General features: G+C 37.1%; 11 protein-coding genes. 1 reads left to right on the plus strand and 10 read right to left on the minus strand.

All coding sequences use genetic code 11. From position 1 onward, the window contains the following. Positions 1–143: 143 nt before the first annotated feature. Entirely contained in the window at positions 144–2,060 is a 1,917-nt protein-coding gene (nagE, locus tag ACJROX_RS19900) for an N-acetylglucosamine-specific PTS transporter subunit IIBC (RefSeq protein ID WP_408006942.1), read from the plus strand. Between the two features lie 948 nt (positions 2,061–3,008). Here nagE and ACJROX_RS19905 read toward each other — a convergent pair. From ACJROX_RS19905 to ACJROX_RS19950, 10 genes are all read right to left on the minus strand, one after another. Next, complete coding sequence (locus ACJROX_RS19905; protein WP_408006943.1) at positions 3,009–4,073, minus strand: Gfo/Idh/MocA family protein; 1,065 nt, start codon at positions 4,071–4,073, stop codon at positions 3,009–3,011. Positions 4,074–4,093: 20 nt separating this feature from the next. Continuing rightward, complete coding sequence (locus tag ACJROX_RS19910; RefSeq protein WP_408006944.1) at positions 4,094–4,960, minus strand: sugar phosphate isomerase/epimerase family protein; 867 nt, start codon at positions 4,958–4,960, stop codon at positions 4,094–4,096. A 112-nt stretch (positions 4,961–5,072) separates the two neighbouring features. Beyond that, complete coding sequence (locus ACJROX_RS19915; protein ID WP_408011713.1) at positions 5,073–5,207, minus strand: Gfo/Idh/MocA family oxidoreductase; 135 nt, start codon at positions 5,205–5,207, stop codon at positions 5,073–5,075. Between the two features lie 360 nt (positions 5,208–5,567). Then, entirely contained in the window at positions 5,568–6,941 is a 1,374-nt protein-coding gene (locus tag ACJROX_RS19920; protein ID WP_408006945.1) for an alpha-L-fucosidase, read from the minus strand. Positions 6,942–7,000: 59 nt separating this feature from the next. Next, positions 7,001–7,873 carry a sugar phosphate isomerase/epimerase family protein gene (locus ACJROX_RS19925; RefSeq protein ID WP_408006946.1) on the minus strand — a complete coding sequence of 291 codons (873 nt, stop codon included), beginning with the start codon at positions 7,871–7,873 and terminating at the stop codon, positions 7,001–7,003. A 26-nt stretch (positions 7,874–7,899) separates the two neighbouring features. Further along, a complete protein-coding gene (locus ACJROX_RS19930) occupies positions 7,900–8,937 on the minus strand; it encodes a family 20 glycosylhydrolase (RefSeq protein WP_408006947.1) in 1,038 nt (345 codons plus the stop codon). A gap of 61 nt (positions 8,938–8,998) precedes the next feature. Continuing rightward, positions 8,999–10,300 carry a glycoside hydrolase family 125 protein gene (locus ACJROX_RS19935; protein ID WP_408006948.1) on the minus strand — a complete coding sequence of 434 codons (1,302 nt, stop codon included), beginning with the start codon at positions 10,298–10,300 and terminating at the stop codon, positions 8,999–9,001. Positions 10,301–10,389: 89 nt separating this feature from the next. After that, the gene (locus tag ACJROX_RS19940) at positions 10,390–13,104 is read right to left on the minus strand and encodes an alpha-mannosidase (protein WP_408006949.1); all 2,715 of its coding nucleotides are present in this window, start codon (positions 13,102–13,104) and stop codon (positions 10,390–10,392) included. A gap of 15 nt (positions 13,105–13,119) precedes the next feature. Beyond that, a complete protein-coding gene (locus ACJROX_RS19945; protein WP_408006950.1) occupies positions 13,120–16,257 on the minus strand; it encodes an alpha-mannosidase in 3,138 nt (1,045 codons plus the stop codon). Between the two features lie 28 nt (positions 16,258–16,285). Then, a complete protein-coding gene (locus tag ACJROX_RS19950; RefSeq protein ID WP_408006951.1) occupies positions 16,286–18,592 on the minus strand; it encodes a glycoside hydrolase family 3 N-terminal domain-containing protein in 2,307 nt (768 codons plus the stop codon). Between the last annotated feature and the right edge of the window lie 88 nt (positions 18,593–18,680).

The raw sequence follows: 18,680 nt of genomic DNA on the forward strand, positions 1-18,680 counted from the left end.
AATATAGTTTGATTATTAGCTTTTCAATATGTCATGACAATGTATATCCAATTATTTCTGGTATAGACAACTATATAATTCATGTTATTATTAGAGGGCGAAAACGCTCTCATAATATAAGTAAAATTAAAGGAGTTGGAATAATGCTTGGTTTTCTTCAAAAAATAGGTAAATCATTAATGCTTCCAATTGCTGTACTGCCAGCTGCAGCCTTATTGTTAAGACTAGGACAAGACGACCTACTTGATATTCCTTTTATAGCAAATTCAGGTGATGCAATCTTTGCTAACCTAGCACTTATTTTTGCGATTGGAGTTGCAATTGGATTTTCGAAAGACAGTAATGGTGCTGCAGGATTAGCGGGTGCAATCGGATTTTTAGTATTAACCAACGGAACGCAAGCCATTAATAAAGAGATCGATATGGGAGTTTTGGGCGGTATTTTATCGGGTATCATCGCCGGCCTTCTCTATAATCGTTACCACGAAGTTAAGTTACCTCAATGGTTAGGTTTTTTCAGCGGAAAACGATTTGTACCAATCGTTACCGCTGCGACCATGGTCGTATTAGCCTTCATATTTGGTTTCGCTTGGCCCCCAGTTCAGGAAGGTATTAATTCGATTGGTCAATGGATTATTGATGCCGGCGCACTTGGAGTCGGAGTATATGGATTTTTAAATCGACTTCTTATTCCAGTTGGCCTACATCACGTTATAAATAGTCTTGTCTGGTTTGTGTTTGGAGATTTTAACGGCGCTACAGGCGACTTAAATCGCTTCTTCGCACACGATCCAGATGCTGGTATTTTCATGGCTGGTTTCTTTCCGATCATGATGTTCGGTTTACCAGCAGCATCATTAGCCATGATTGCTGCTGCAAAGGCAAACCGTCGTAAAGAGGTTGCAGGATTGTTAATCGGTATGGCGTTTACCTCTTTCTTAACAGGGATTACTGAACCAATTGAGTTTTCGTTTATGTTTCTATCACCTTTACTTTATGGTGTACATGCCTTGTTAACAGCGAGTTCATTTGTAATTACCTATGTACTTGATATCCATCATGGATTTGGCTTCTCAGCTGGAGCCATTGACTATATCTTGAACTTTGGTATTGCCCAGAGAGCTTTGCTCTTGCTTGGAATAGGACTTATATACGGCGCGGTTTATTTTGTGATTTTCTATTTCCTTATTAAGAAATTTAACCTTAAGACTCCAGGACGTGAAGATGAAGAAGAGCTTGATGAAGAGGAAGACAGTAATGAAGAGCGGCAGATTGTCGGTTCTGGAGACAAATATGATGAAATGGCCTCTCACTTTCTAAATGACTTAGGTGGAAGAGAGAATATCACATCTTTAGATAATTGTGCGACGAGACTCCGGATGACGGTAAAGGATATGTCCACAGTAAATGAAACAAAATTAAAAAGACATGGGGCAAGAGGGGTTATGAAGCTCAACAAAACCAATTTGCAGGTTATTGTGGGTACTGACGTTGAATTTGTTTCGACTGCCATGAAGAAACAAATAAGCCAGAAATCAACACCAGCAATCAAGGAAGAAAGCATCTCAGATCAATCAGAAGTAGATCAAAAGCTTGCTCCACTTAATGGTGAAGATTTTGCGGCACCTATTGGTGGAAAGTTGATTTCCTTGACAGAAGTACCTGATGAAGTGTTCTCACAAAAAATGATGGGTGACGGATTAGCGATTGAACCAACCGATAACACGGTCGTCGCGCCTGCAGACGGAGAAATTATTAACATATTCCCGACAAAACATGCGATTGGATTAAGATTAGAGCAAGGGTATGAACTATTAATTCACTTCGGGCTAGATACCGTAAAGTTAGATGGAAAAGGTTTTGAGGCATTTGTTACGGAAGGAACGAAAGTGAAAAAAGGGCAGGAACTTATTAAAGTCGATTTAGACTATGTTAAGCAAAATGTCCCTTCGATCATAACACCGATAGTTTTTACCAACTTACCTGAAGGAACATCAGTAAACCTTGAAAAGACGGGCATTGTCCGAAAAGGTACGGATGGTATCATAACAGTGAGCTAAAAGAAATGTGAAAATTCTTCTTTATAGGAATGTAATACATCCTTTGACCTTAGGCTATTTCTTTATAAAGTAGAAGTTAAGATTAGGCCGACACCTATTTGGGATCGAATCCGTATATAATACCGACTTCTTCGCTATCGTTTTTGAGCCTACACGACTTACATTGTGCATAAAGAAACCTTGACGCCCTCCTTATCATACGTTCTTAAGAACGACTCCTTTCAAGGGGGATCAGTCAAAGGCTGAATAATCCACCCAAGCTGACCAAGTCAGGGTGGATTATTTTTTAAGGTTAAACGACAGTACTATAACGATTAAAGTTGCAAACACGTGAACAACACTTTAAAGACTATCATGTGGCACCACCCCCTTTCTGCTGGGAGTGTACCGACCACCATTGAAAAATCCTAATTAATTTGTCGTTTACTTCTCCTTATATTATTAATGCTGAATATTATATATTTTGGGGACAACATTATTACTAAAAGGAAATTTTGGATTGTTTACATATGTACAAAGGGGAATTCATAAGTTGTTTCACTGTTTGAAGTGTTAACAAAATATTAGGTTGTTTTCTAAAAGATTGTTATCATTTTGGGGAAAAGGAATATACCACATATGTAATTACGTACCTTTCTAGGTTTACAATACGGACTAATGCTAAGGGAAGGCTTGTTTTAGCGGACGATATAAATAAATAGAACCCATTTTGAAAAAATATTGATCAAAATGGGTGTCTCCAATTGGTTTAAGTTTGATGATTTTCCAGCTGTATTTATATATCCATAATAACATCACATAAAATTTTTTATGTTTTTTCATCGAATTTAATTTATATGTGTCGATTTTTCAATATATGCGTTAATCTCAGTTGTTATTCCCAAATAATAGCTGCTGAAACTTTTTTCAACAGCTATAATCTGTTTCTTTACTTGAGATTTCCATCTGTTATTCGAAGTTAATCTCTGTTCCTCTTTCACTAGATTCATATATACCAAGCAATATCTTCATCATTTCTACGCCGTCTTGAACAGGACTGATTGTTTCTGTTTCACCTTTAACACAAGATATAAAATGATCAATTTCATTTTGGAATCCTTGATTAAAATCAAAAGATAAAGAATCTATTTGTGGAGTAGAATTTAAAATCGTATTATTTTTTTCTGTTATAATTTGAAGTTTAGGTTCGATTTCTGCGCCACCTTTGTCTCCAAACACACTAATAGCGATAGATTCTTCCTTTGCATGGAGAGTAAAACTGACATCTACCATTAAAGAAGCACCATTTTCAAACCGGATAATGGCATTGGCCAAGTCCTCAACCGAATTCTTGTCAGGGTCATAATCTGCTGCTTTGTAGAATGATTTGTTTACAATATTTGAGCGGTTACCTAATTTATTGTACGTGTTTCCGCTGATTGATTTGACCTTCGGTTTCCCCATTAAATACCAGCACAGATCAATAACGTGGACTCCTAAATCGATTAAAGGCCCGCCACCTGATCTTTCCTTATCAGTAAACCACCCCCCAGGATTACCTAAAGCTCGGATGCAGGATGCTTTTGCATAATAAATTTCACCAAGATCTCCTGAATTAATAAAACTCTTTAATACTTGGGTATTTGTGCCAAAGCGGCGAACGAAGCCAACCTGAAGTACTTTTCCGCTATTATCCATTGCAGCTTTTTCTATCTCGTACGCTTCTTCAACTGTTTTACATAATGGTTTTTCAACTAAAACATGTTTCCCTGCATTTAATGCAGCAATTGATATTTCCGCATGTGAGTTATTCCATGTGCAAATACTGACTATATCAACCTCTGAATCTGATAGTAAATCCTGATAGTTTTTATAATATTTTTGGGCACCATATTTCTCTGCTTTTTCTTGTGCTCTTTGTTCATTCATATCACAAACAGCATAGATTTCAACATCGTTATTATTTTTATAGGATTCAAAATGCATTTGGGAAATAGAGCCTGCTCCAATTACACCAACTTTTAGTTTCCCCATTTTATGTTAACTCCTTTACCTTATAGTTCTTCCCAAATTCTCCTAACATTATCTAAGCCTATCTTAGATCCTCGTTTACACTCTTCTAATCCTTCAAACTCGATGGAAATATACCCATCATAGCCAGATTGTTTAATAACGTGTAGAACATCATATAAATGAATATCACCATGACCGATAATTGCCCCTCTTAAATAATTACCTGAAGCAGATTGGAACCAACCTTCACCAGGATAATAAGAAGAAGCAGGTCGGTAGTAAAAGTCTTTCATATGAACCATTGATGCATAGGCAATATTTTTCTTCACTGCTGCAATTGGACATTCATCCACACATAGGAAATTTCCTGTATCAAGTGTCGTTTTAAAATTAGGTCGGGATACATTCTGGATTAATCGCTGGATCCTTTCACTAGCCTGAACATAGAAACCGTGATTTTCCACACTTGTCACTATGTCATATTGTGCTGCATAATTAGCGATTCTTTGGCAAGCTTCTGTTAATCTAGGTAAATCCAGTTCGAATTGTTTAATGGTTGCCACTTGAGCGGGCTTAAATGCTACATCATGTCTCATTAGCTTTACACCTAATAGATTTGCAATGTCAACTTCTTTCTTTACTCTTACAATTTCTTGTTCAAATGCTTCCCTATTACCCTTCAGAAAGTCAGCACCAATTGCATAGTTTGAAATTTCAATACCTGCTTCTTCCGTCTTTTGAAGAATCTCTTCTATTAACCCTGGATTATCCGTCAAGCTATAACTCATTGGAACAAGCTCAATATGTTCTCCGCCCTGATCAGCCGTCCATTGGATAGCATCCAAAATCGTCATTTCCCCTGAGTTAATTGCTCCTGCTAAACTGTAGGAACTCATACCAAGCTTCATTAATAGTCCTCCATTTAACTAAAATTACTCACTAACTATTCATTCTCATTACGTTTTAAAGAACAGTTTACCGCAGTAACTTAACCGATTTTTCCATATTAAATGATATCTTTCACGTTTTGGATAGCCGGGACTGGATAGGCCACTTGTAAAAAATAACACCATTTTTTTCGCAAGTAATAATCATTGCTGTAGCATCTTCGACTTCAGTAGCAATCGGTTTTTCACATAAAATTTGTTTGTTTATAGCTTGCCAATTTCAACACATGTTCTTAATGATTCACATTTTCAGAACACATGATTACTGCGTTAATGTCAGTCTTTAGTAATCCATCCAGATCCACAAAAGTCTCAAAGATACACGATTGGATATCTTTTACAGAAGGGCTTTAAAACGAAAAGTGCAGAAAAAAGCCATCATCGCAGTTGCGCATCTAATAATCCGAATCATTTACTACATGTTAAAAACAGATACACCCTATCAAGAAATGGGCGATAATATGGTAGATAACCGGTGCAAAGGCATTTTTCTTGCGATTTTTAACTAAAAGATTGTAATTTTCGTAAAAATAACTACGATTTTCAGCCTTGCTAAAATAATGATCAATTAGGTTAGCCTAAATACGTGAGCGATCGGAGTATCTCCTTCCTTTTCCACTATTTTTGGCATTCTTACAGATACTCCTCCTTCCGCCTGATTAAATACAAGATATTCTTCACCGCAAAGCATATCTATACGAGAAACCTTTTCATTATAAGGAATGTAAACATATTCATCCCTATAACGATCATCTTTGTCTTGATATAATCGGAAGCAATAAATTGTTTCACCCTTTCTTGTAAAAGCAAAATTGTCTTTAAAATATGGTGCACAAATACGAGTGCCATAGATAGCCTCACCGTAAACTTTCAGCCAAGCTCCAAGCTCTTTCATCCTTTTTATTGCTCCCTCAGGTAAGCGCCCATCAGGTTGTGGTGGAACATTTAGAGCAAGATTTCCACCTTTAGATATGACTTCAATCAATGTGTGTACAATTGCTCGTGTAGACTTATACTTATCTTCATATTTAAAAGAAAAAGAGGTCCCTATTGTAATACAGCTTTCCCATGGCACATTCATCGGACTGTCAGGAATTGTCTGTTCAGGGGTAATGTAGTTTTCAAACTCCCCACCTATAGTACGATCAGCTGTAATTAACCAAGGCTGTACTTCACGTGCTCTTTCCACCACTTCTGCAAGACGAATATCTTGTTTTCCTTTACCAACCCAGCCTGCATCTAACCACAATACGTCAATTCGACCGTATTTGGACATTAGTTCCATAATTTGATTATGTGTAAAGGCCACAAACTCTTCCCACAACCATGGATATTCATCTGGATCATAAGAGGGCCCGCGCCACATCTCCTTGCCCCGAGCCATGCCAGGAGCCCAATAGTAAGGTGTATGCCAATCTGCCTTAGAAAAATATGCTGCAATACTCAAGCCCTTCTCACGAAAAGCATCAAAAACATGCTTACATATATCAGCATACTTATGACTGTGAAAAGAACAATCTGAAGAAGTAATACGATAATCCGTTTCTTTCGTGTCCCACATACTAAAGCCATCATGATGTTTCGTCGTGAAAATTAAATATCTGAAACCACCTTCTGCCGCTAAATCAGCCCAAACTTCTGGTTGAAATCGAACAGGGTTAAAGGTTTTATTTAGATTAAAATATTGTCTCTTGAATTCCTCACCATCTTTTTCCCAGTCAATATCTGTACGAGACCAATCAGAATCTTTATCACTTAGAGCCCATGATTCCACAATACCAAGCTGAGAATATGGCCCCCAGTGCATCATCAAGGCTAATTTTTGGTCCTTAAACCATTCCAAACGTTCCAATATCACGAGATCTTTCGGTTTCATCCATTTCTCTTCTGCACTATAATTATGGATACCGTGATTTACTTCCTGGTCTTTCAATATTTTCATTCCTTTCTAATTCATCGGTTCTATGAATATCTTAATCTCCTGAAATTACTTTTTAAGAATTAAGCTTCCTCCCAAAATCGCCTCAGATTATCCATTCCAATTTTACAAGCTTCTCTACATTCTTCCATTCCTTCAAATTCAAGTGTGATATAACCGTCATAACCGTAATCTTTAATCAATTTTACAATTTCTCTTATTTCAATATCACCTTGTCCAACAATTGCACCTCTTAAAAAATTACCGTTAGATGTTTTAAACCATTTTCCTGCACCAGGGTCTTCATAGTAAGGGCGGAAATAAAAATCCTTAAAATGAACAAGAGATGCATAAGGTAGATTCTTCTTTACACCTATAATGGAGTTTTCATCCACACACATGAAATTTCCTACATCCAATGTTGTTTTAAAGTTAGGTCTATCCACTGCTTGGAGGACTCGTTGGACACGATCACTATGTTGTACAGCAATACCATGGTTTTCAATTGTCGTTGTTATGTCGAATTTTGCTGCATAGTCAGCGATGCGACAGCTTCCTTCAATAATTTGCGGTAAGCTGTTTTCAAAGTATTTAATTGTTGTTTTCTCAGGTGGTAATGTAAATGCAGTCACATCATGACGCATATGTTTAATACCCATACGGTCTAAAAGATCTACATGTTCCTTTAGCCGTGCAACCTCTGCTTCAAATTCTTCCTCGGTATCCTGGACAAAATTTGCTGGCATTGAATAGTTTGATAGTTCAATGCCAACGTCTTTTGCTTTTTCTTGCACTTTATCTGCAAGTTCCACGTTATCTACTAAAGTAAATCCATAAGGGACAATTTCCATATGCTCTCCACCATTAGTAGCAATCCATTCAATAACATCTAAAACATCCATTTCTCCCGCTTTAATTGCATCTAACAGACTATACGTACTTAATCCTAATTTCATCTCACATTACCTCTTATTTAGTAGATTTACATTCTATTCGATAGATTTTTCGTTATTATTTCTATTGTTCGATATAACTCGTCAAGCTCTTCTAATTTTTCATCACTTCCGAAAGGATTAGGTGGCATAGTGATAAATCTTTCAAAAGATTCTTTATCCCAGTTGTTCCATGATGTTACTATCATGCCGGGCATTTTATCTCTCGCCCTTTTTTCTTTTGCCTGATGTCTACTTTCGTTTAATAAATTTATAGCGGCATCTGTTTTGAACCAACAGGCAGGAATAACGGTAAAGCCTTTTTCAATAAAATTTCCAATTGAAGGATACGAATCCAATCGTTCATAATGCCAATCCATCATCACAATATCTTTAGGGATAAGATCAATTGCTTTATGTGTACCAAACGTGTCCCCTTCCCATTGGTCATAGCCCATTTTTTCACTTTCGTTTAACCGATCTCCCCACATAAACATTTCAACGCCGCGATCTTTAACTAAATGCCCATGCATATCATTGACGGCCTTTGCAAACAAATCAGCTCGATCCTTTCCTTTGCAGCGAGGACAGTTATCATCTGCTATTTCATATACTTCATCCATCCCAACATGAAATGCATCAGCATCAAAAGCTTCAATAAGTTCATCCATTAGCTCAAATACAAGTTGATTCACGTCTGGATGTTCCGGACACCAGCTTCTACAGAAAATCTCCGGCCACTTTGCATCCAATGGCACATACGGTGTTTCATCAAATTCAGGATACGCTTTCAATATTGAATTAGGCGCCCCACCCCAACCTTGGTGCCCAAGACATTGGAATAATGGGATAAGTCGTATCCCGTTATTTTTACATACTGCTGCTATTTCCCTTGCATCCTGCTTTGTTAATGTTCCGCCAGTGATTTCTGGGTGAGACTCAAATACAAAAGATGTATTACACTCCAAAAGCAAATGGTTTATTCCTTTTGGCGCCAATACTTTTTCGATAAATTCCTTAAATAGCTCAACCAAGTCATGTGATCCAAACCTTAAATGAAACGCGCGTACAGGATCTATTACATTCACTTTTCGTACACTCCCTATTAAACTTTTACTATTTAAATGAAGTTTCTTTATCACATACCTGTTACTTTGCTAAAGCACTGCCTTTCACAAACAGATTACATTGACTTAGTAAAAATTCACTAAACATCGAATTGGCCCATGAAAACCATGGTCTCGTAAATTTTTCAGGTTCATCAACATGGAATCCTTCGTGCATAAAGTTTGTATTTGCATCGGTGTTTTTAAACAGATCAAGAATATCTTCTTTCTCCTCACTTGTTAATGCTGTCATCCCCTGAATCGCAAGAGCAATATGCCAAATATACTGCTCAGGTGTATGTGGACTGCCAATCCCTTTCGCCACCTTCCCCTGATAGTAATAAGGGTTTTCTGAGCTTAAAATGAAATTTCTTGTGTTTTGATAAACTTGATCCTCCACATCACAATATCCTAAGTAAGGAAGCGCGAGAAGACTTGGCACATTCGCATCATCCATGAGGTTATAATTTCCAAGGCCATCTGTCTCGTAGGCGTAAATTGTTCCATAGACTGGATGTTCTACCTTACCAAAATCTTGAATCCCCTGATCAATTTCATTTGCCAATTCAATTGCTGTTTTCGTAAGATTTTTATCATTAAGGACTTTTTCAGCAATTTCCTTTAATTGTTTCAAAACAACTACAGCAAACATATTGGCAGGGATTAAGTAGCCATACTGACAAGCGTCATCACTAGGACGGAAACCACTCCAGGTCATTCCTGTGTAGCCTACAGGAGCCCCTTTTCCTTCATGTGATAATGTATCCTGTATAGGGCAGTTATCCCTTTTAAACAAGTAGTTGGACTTGTCTTCATGGTTTTGCTCCGTCTTCCAGGTTTCAATTATTTTTGCAACAGCTTCCCGGAACATTGCATTAAAATGAGATGTTCTTCCCGTTGATCTCCAAAATAAATAAGACAGCTGAATTGGATAGCAAAGTGAATCAATTTCATATTTTCGTTCCCATAGAAGAGGGGTCATCTCCGTCTTGTCGTCATGAAAACGGTTTCCATTTGCTTCTTCGTTAAACGCATTTGCATATGGATCATGGATAATGAAGGAGAATTGTTTATTTATAACACCTTCAATCATGTCGGCCATTTTCTCATCATATTCAGAAAGTATTAAATACGGACGAACCTGTGCAGCTGAATCCCGCAGCCACATTGCAGGTATGTCACCGGTAATTACAAACGTCGTTCCATCACCTTGAGGTCGAATTGTTGTTTCATACGTATTTGAAAAACAGTTTTCAAACATCGCTTGTACTTTTTGATCATGAGTAAATGCTGTTTTCACTTCATCTATTAATGCTTTCATTGATCGTGGTAACTGTCCTTGCATAAAGTACCTACTTCCTTTTTTAGTGTTCTTAGGTTTAAAAAGCTGCCCATTTTTCTTGCTGTACACTTTTCGAACGCTTATTTACGGATTCATTTTTCAAATCCAACTGTAACGATTTCATACTTACGAACCGGGACTTGAACACCTTCATTGCCATCTGCATGTAATGATTTCCCTTTTCCTTCAATCACATTACTTATATAAGCATCATGAAAAGGTGCTGAAGACTTAACTATAAGAGTATCGCTTTCATCAGCCATATTAAACCAGCGCACCATGACATCACCAGACTGTTCAGATACTTTCATAGAAGAGAAAGCTAGATTTGAAGATTCCCACTGGAGAAATGAATGCACAGGTAGTAACTCCCCATCATGAAGACCTGTCTGTTTCAATGACCACGGTACCTGGTATTGATATGCATCTTGATATGCCTTCGTTGTATCAGCTTTTCCCTCATGTGGATAAATACGAAATGAAACAGAATGTTCTCCTAAACACTGTGCCTCAGGTGTCGCGAAGTAGCCCCAATCACCAAGCTCACCTACAGAACGCAGCAAGGTTACCGCGATCGTATTCCGCCCATCACGGATGATTTCATACTCATTTAATCCGAGATTAGCAATCGTTAAGCCTTCGATATCATTCCTTACATCTACAAATGCTTGTTGATGCTGTGAATGATCCGGGTTTGCCCATTCCTGTGAAGGCTCGTTGGCACGTTTTGCTATTTCAAAGATTGAATCAGCATAATGTACGTCTGTTTGAATATCCGTCGGAAATAATGCTCTAAGACGGTGATCTTTCGCTTGGTTGTTGTAAGATGTTTTTACATTTATACCTTTACTGTTCTTTTCTAACGTTACGACCGTTTTTATTACAAATGGGACCGTTTCCTCCGTTCGTTCAGACGTCCTGCCAGTAAACCAGACAAGTTCCTTTTGTTCTTTTTCCAGTATATCTGCTGCGCTTTTAGGGATTTCCCATTCATGGACAATCTCATATGCGGCCTGGAATGGTGTATCTTCAATAATGTTTACTTTTGCAATTAAATCTTTTGTTGTAAGGGCCTTTTCATTATTTGGTTGCTTATACATATATTCGTTTCCAATATCTCCTGTATCTTCATACACACATAATTCTTCAAATGTACGTCTATTTGCTTTATCAGTTACAGTTAAGGAACCATTTTCATTTATTTTTACATTTACAAATTTATTTTCCATTTCATTTTCATTTACGATCAATGAACTAGGATCCTTATGTTTTGCAGCTGAAACCCATGCGTATGTCTTATACCCTAATGCAGGAACTTTTTTTGCTTCAAATGTAAGGCGAATCCTTCTCGCCATGTACGGTTGACGGAATTTCTCTTCCGGCAGATCATAATCAAAAAATATTCCTAAATCTTCCGCTTTATATTGATATTCAGTGCCTGTATCATCAACTAATGTTCTTTCCCCTAATGGAAATTCTTTAAGCTCTTGTTTGTTTACTCCTGTTGCGAAGTAATCCCTTCTTATATCAAGTGTAATTGAAACTACTCCAGTACGATTCCATCCAGTCGTATTATATACAGTAAATGGAAGGGCATCATCACCCCATTTTTCAAAAATAGCTGTACTAATTTTTTCGGAAATGGACTCGAGACTTTCATCAATTATCATCTCAGCTACATGTTTACTCTTCTCGAATCGTGTAACCATTTCACGGTGAACCTCATCGACACTACAGCCGCAAATACTGTCATGCGGGTGATTTTGCATTAATGTCTTCCATGCGTATTCAATTAAGTGATGCTGGTAATCTTCTCCTTGTAAGTATGCGAATACAGACAAAGGTTCTGCCACTTTCTCAAGGAGTGCCTGATTAAGTTGATTCATTTGTTTTATATATACACGCGCTGATGCTGTATTAACGAGAGTTCCCCATCCGTCCGTTTGCTGACTTCGTAGCTCTCCATCAATTACTTTTAAATTTTCTGGTCGTGTTGCTGCAAGTTTGTCCACATAATCATTAAAGTTTGAATGAACAAATTCGATATTCGGATATAGCTTTTCAGCCGTTCGAATCGCTTCTGGTAAATCGGTTTGTATAGGCTGATGATCACAGCCATTCAACATGAGCATGTGTGGAGTTGCAGCATATTTTTCTAAGGATGCAATATGGTGATCCCAATATTTCTGTGCTTGTATTTCATTTGTTGGAACTTCATTTCCATTACAGTACCAATTGGCAAATAAAATACCGAGAACAGATGACCCATCTGGGGAGCGCCAGAGCATTTCTGAATATGGTGATTCAAAATTTTCTGCTTCACTGACGGCATTATTAAATCCTGTTGGCTTCACACCTCTTCCAAAGACAGCATTGTTAATTCCAGCCTGGCTTAAGATTTGTGGAGCCTGACCAATATTTCCAAATGAATCCGGAAAATAGCCTATCTTTGCAACGCCTCCCCATCGTGCTGCATCTTTCATCCCGTATTGAAGATTACGGATGTTAGCCTCACTACTGGTCAAAAATTCATCCTGCAAAATATACCAAGGGCCGATATGAAGTCTTTCCTCTTTGACGAACGTTTGAAGCTTTTCTCTCGTATCAGGGTAAATTTGTAAATAATCATCTAAAATGATTGTTTGTCCATCAAGATGAAAGCTTTTAAAATCAGGATTGCTTTCCAATGTTTCCAGCAGCCTATCCATCAGCTTCGTTAAGAGGACATGGTGTTTCTCATATGGCAAGTACCATTCCCTGTCCCAGTGGGTATGTGAAATAATGTGGATAACCTTTTTATCTTCCAATTTAAACCTCCAAAACTACTTCATAATGTGATATGTACTAATCTCGTATGGATGAAATTTCCGACTGATTTGCCTGTCTTTCATAGACAATTTAGTCACAGGTTGCTCAAGTAAATTCGTTTCATTTATAGCCTTTATCGTTTGTCCAAATTGCAAAATAGCAGAAGTTTCACTTCCTTTAGATTCATACATTCTCAAAATAATCCCATCTTTATTTTCAGCTTGTTTAATTGAATCAACGATTACACTCTCACTCTTTGTGTTTATAAATGCCATCAAATCTGGTAATTTACCCGAATGTACAGATGTCATAGCAACAGTAATTGGAGAATTTAACTCTTGGCCTTTTTTAACTGTATCTCCGTTTCTCCAATCCCCTTCATGAGGAAATAAGGAATAAGTAAATTCATGCTTCATTAGATCTGCTTGGGTATCAGGCCATTTTGGAGCACGCAAAAGTGAAAGTCTTATTTTATTTCCTTTTATGTCATAACCATATTTACAATCATTTAATAAACTTACACCATAATTCCCCTCTGAAAGGTCTGCCCATCGTTGTCCACATACTTCATATTGAGCTTGTTCCCAACTCGTATTATTATGAGTAGCACGTTCAATCGAACCAAACGGAATCTCATAAGTCGCTTTAGAGCTATAAATATTTACTGGGAATGCAACCTTTAAAAGTTTATGTTTCTCTAACCAATCTACTGTTGTTTTAAAATCTATTTTTTTACTGTTATGGTAAAAGGTAATTTCTTGCGTAACCAATGAATGATTCACTTTCCAAATGAATTCTAATTTATCAGAAATTGACCCTTTATAAATTACTTTAGAGTCCATTAAATGGGGATTTATTGCACGCTGCTTTTCAAAGTTCGGATCTATGTCCCAAGCATCCCAATCGGTTGGTAAGTCATCGAATATTTGCAACTCATTCGCATATTCTCCATTTTTAATAATCTCTTTATCAGCTTCCTTATCATATAATCGACTAATCCAACCATTATCCGTAAATTCTACTTTATAAACAGGGGTCTCCCAATGATCACTGAATTCCTTAGAAAGTGCGACTTCTTGTTGATCAGCATCCTCTAACCACACTGTTTTATAACCCATTTCAGGAATACGATCGATGTATGTATTGAGTGTTACACTTTCATTATCACTTACGATAAAATCTGTTTTATAGCTATTCCCCTGTTTATCAATAATTTTTTTAGTTAATAGTTCTTTTCCTCCGGTAATCGTTACCATTTCATCACGAGTCCAGCTAAGGCTGTTTAGTAGAATAATTGGTTGACCAGGTCCCTCAGTGTTAATCGATTGAGTAATATACTTAACTGCTTCCTCTTTTAATCTTGTTCCTTTTTCAAATAACTCATTATATTGTTTTTCTGATAAATCATATACAGGTGAAATGGATGTACCTGGTACAATATCATGGAACTGATTGATCATGATTAGCTGCCAACCTTTGTTTATTTCCTCCAGCGGATATGCAGTACCTAAAGTGATGTGGGCTAAGCTATTCCAAATCTCTAGTTCACGATAAAGAGACTCTGCTTTTCTATTATTCTTTTTCGTTTTTGCATGAGTAGTATAAGTACCACGGTGGAGTTCTAAATATAAATCTCCATACCAGTTAGGTAATTGCGGCTTTTTCAAATCTATTCTGTCAAAAAAGTCATGCACCTTATCAAATTTTACATCTGGAAGGCCTGGAAGATTGCTAGACCGTTCCAAATACTCAATCATTTCCCTTGTGACACCACCGCCTCCATCACCATAGCCATATACCAACATTCTCTCAGGAAATTCGTTCTTTTGGTTATAATCCTCCCATGTACGATGAATATCTGCTGGTTCTGTTTGCTGGCCAAGAATATTATGCAAGTAAGATAGTATCTTAGTACCATCAATTCCTTCCCAATTAAATAGATCATATGGGAAACGATTGGTATCATTCCAATTTAGTTTTGTTGTCATAAAATAGTCTGTTCCAGCTTTTTTTAGTATTTGTGGTAAAGATGCACAATAGCCAAATGTATCTGGTAACCACTCTACTCGGGGTTCTACACCAAATTCATCTTTGAAAAACTTTTTTCCATAAAGTAGTTGTCGGACAAGTGATTCTCCTGAAGGAATATTCAAGTCAGGTTCTACCCACATACCACCAATAATTTCAAACCGGCCTTCTGCAACTTTTTCCTTCACTCGTTCATAAACTTTGGGTTGATATTCTTTTAAGAAAGAAAATAACTGAGGTTGACTTTGAGAAAATTCAAAATCGTTATACTCTTCTAATAATGTACAAACACTAGAAAATGTACGAGAGCCTTTTCGAATTGTTTCTTTAATAGGCCACAACCATGCAATATCAATATGCGATTGACCAATGGCTCGAATTGTCCCTTCTCTAAAACCTGATAAATCATTAACTGTTTGATTTAATCCTGCCTCCATCTTTCTAAGTAAATTCTGGTCAAGGAGTGTTTCTTTACTTGGCATACCAAGCTCATCAACTACCTGCCCCATAGCTTTGTGGAGTAAATGGTAGCGGGTATCACTTTTATCTAATAATTTAGCGGTCTTATAACAAACTTCCAATGTGTATAAAAGACTTTGAACTTCTTTATTTATCAGAACCAAACTACTCTGTTCTAAATACCCTGGTGGTGGATCTGTTTCTAGACCTGCAACTAGGTTAAATCCACGGAGATGATCTTTAGGAATCCCAACTGGGTTAAATACTTCAACTTGTATATGCAACATTTTGTTTCCTGTCTTTTCAGGAGGAATTATTACTAGATCACGATTTCGATCCAGACCTTGTGTTGGTATTCCTTGTATTGAGATAAGGCTTTCACAATAAGATTGCATTCCATTACCATTTACTTTAAATAAAATCCCTATAGTATCATTTTGCCAATTTCTAGGGATCTCTACTTCTTTGTCAAGAAAAGTTGTAGTACCAGAATCCGCAACTAAATCACCAATATTTATCAGTAAACCTTCTAAGTTTTCTTTATGGTAGGAATACTCTCCAGGATTAACATATTGAGCTTTTTTTGATGTCCAACCTTGAATTTCAAGTAAATCCTTATATTGATGAGCCTGAAAGATCCGTATTAAACGTTGAATACGCCGCATTCATTTTTCCTCCCTATTCTGCTTTTGTCTAATGATGTGAGCGATCCTTTATGATTAAGTCTTTTTCGATCACGTTATTAGAAGACCCACCTACCATAAGCTTTACTAATCCAGGTTCAACTTTAAAATTCATCTTAATATCCCATATAGCTAGCTCCTCAAAACCAAGAGAAAAAGTAACAGTCTTGGTTTCGTTTGCTTTTAGCCATACTTTTTGAAATCCTTTTAGTTCTTTATTCCGTTGTGTCACTGTAGCTTCTACATCTTTTATATAAAGTTGGACTACTTCATAACCATCTTTATCCCCAGTATTTGCGACTTCTACAAATAGCTTAACTGGCTTGGAATTCTGAAGCTCCATTAAGGTGATCGTTTCATTTTCTTCAGAAAGAAAACGATATGTAAAAGATGTATAACTCAAACCATGACCAAAAGGATATAATGCCTTGCCACTCATATCAATGTAATCTTCTTTAGCACCACTATCCTTGTAGTTATAATAAACCGGTAATTGCATTGACGAACGAGGAATAGAAACAGGGAGCTTGCCATTTGGATTAACATCACCAAATAGAACTTCAGCTATAGCTCTCCCACCCTGTTGACCTGGATACCATCCTATTAAAATAGCATCACAATATTGGGTTAGCATTGGAATTGAATAAGGACGTCCTTGAATAAGAACAGAAATGATTGGCGTTCCAGTTGAACGAATTTCTTTCATTAGCTCATGTTGTACTCCACCAAGTTCTAAACTAGCTACATCAACATTTTCTCCACAATCCATTTCTGTTTCATTGGTTTCCTTGACAGCACCGTTATTTTCAAATTCCATTCCAAACTCTCTAGCACTCGTTCCCCCTAAAGCTAATACTACAATATCAGCTTCCTTAGCCATCTGCTTTGCAGTGGCAAACTCGGATTTATCATTCCTCCTGATTCCACACCCTTTTGCATACAATACATCTGTATTCTTGCCGACGATCGATTTTATACCATCAAGGATTGTGACAACATATTCTCTTCGCTGTGGTGGTGTATAGTCTCCGAGTAAATTGTATATATTGTCAGCATTAGGGCCAATAACCGCTATTTTCTTTATCTCATTACTAATTGGTAATAGATTATTCTTGTTTTCAACTAATACAATAGACTGTCGAGCCATTTCTAAATTCGTTTCGATGGCGTTATTATTTCTTATAACAGTTGAAGGCTTTTCTTTATTTATAGTTGGTATGTCATCAAAAAGTTTTAACTTGAATTTCAAATACAATACTCTTGAAACTGCTTGATCAACAAGTTGTTCTTCGATTTTCCCACTTTCCACACCAGCTTCGATCGCCATATAAACATCATCCCATAGACTTAAATCTACTCCCGCTTTTAAGCCATATGCAGCTGCTAATTCCTTGTCTCCAGTTAGCAATAGCAACCTGTCAAGTGCAGTACCATCTGCCATTACAATTCCTTTGTAATTCCACTCTTGTCGAAGAATCTTAGTTAATAGATGATGGTTTGCGTGACAAGGAACACCATCAATCTCATTATAAGCAGCCATACAAGCTAGAACTCCAGACTGTACCCCTGCTTTCATTGGAGGTAAAAAAATCTCACGCAATTCTCTTTCACCAATTAATGCTGGCCCTGCATTGTGCCCTCCAACTCCTGCCCCTTGTGCAGCAAAATGTTTTAGCACTGGGAGAACTTTTGGTGTACCTTCTTTCTCTCCTTGCATTCCACGGACTACAGCCTCCGTCATTTTCAAAGATAAATAGGGATCTTCACTAAAACATTCTTCAGTTCTTCCCCACCTAGGATCACGAACAATGTCTAGAGTGGAGACTAAACCTAAGTGCCCACCCCTGGCTTGCAACTCATCCGCTACTTGTTGTGAAACCTTTTGCTGTAGCTCTGGATTCCAAGAGGCTCCAGACCCAATATGTGTCGGAAATATGGTGCTTTCCAATGCTTGATGCCCATGTGGACATTCTTCAGAAAATAGCACAGGTATACCTAATCTTGTATTTTCTTCCACATACGTTTGGATCATCTTAGTCACAACTGTACTATCTTCTACATTAATACCATTTGAAAAATTAACCTTTGACCACGGATCTGCTCGAAACAAACCATATAAAGCACCCATACTATTAAATTTGGCCACTTGTTCTTTGAAAGCTTTTGTTAATTTATAGCCGTTTTCTGTTTTTCTATAGGCATCCCATCCGTACATTTTCTGATTTAATTGACCTATTTTTTCTTTTAAAGTCATTTGGTTTATTAAACTTTTCATTCTTTCTTGTATGGGATAATTATGATTTTTGTATTTTTCCATATGTATTCCTCCAAAATAATAGCTGCTAGGATTAAACATCCAAGTAGTAACTTTCATAGCACACTATTTTTAAATATAACGATGAATC

The sequence above is a fragment of the Pseudalkalibacillus sp. A8 genome (genome assembly GCF_045920555.1).
GTDB lineage: Bacteria > Bacillota > Bacilli > Bacillales > Fictibacillaceae > Pseudalkalibacillus.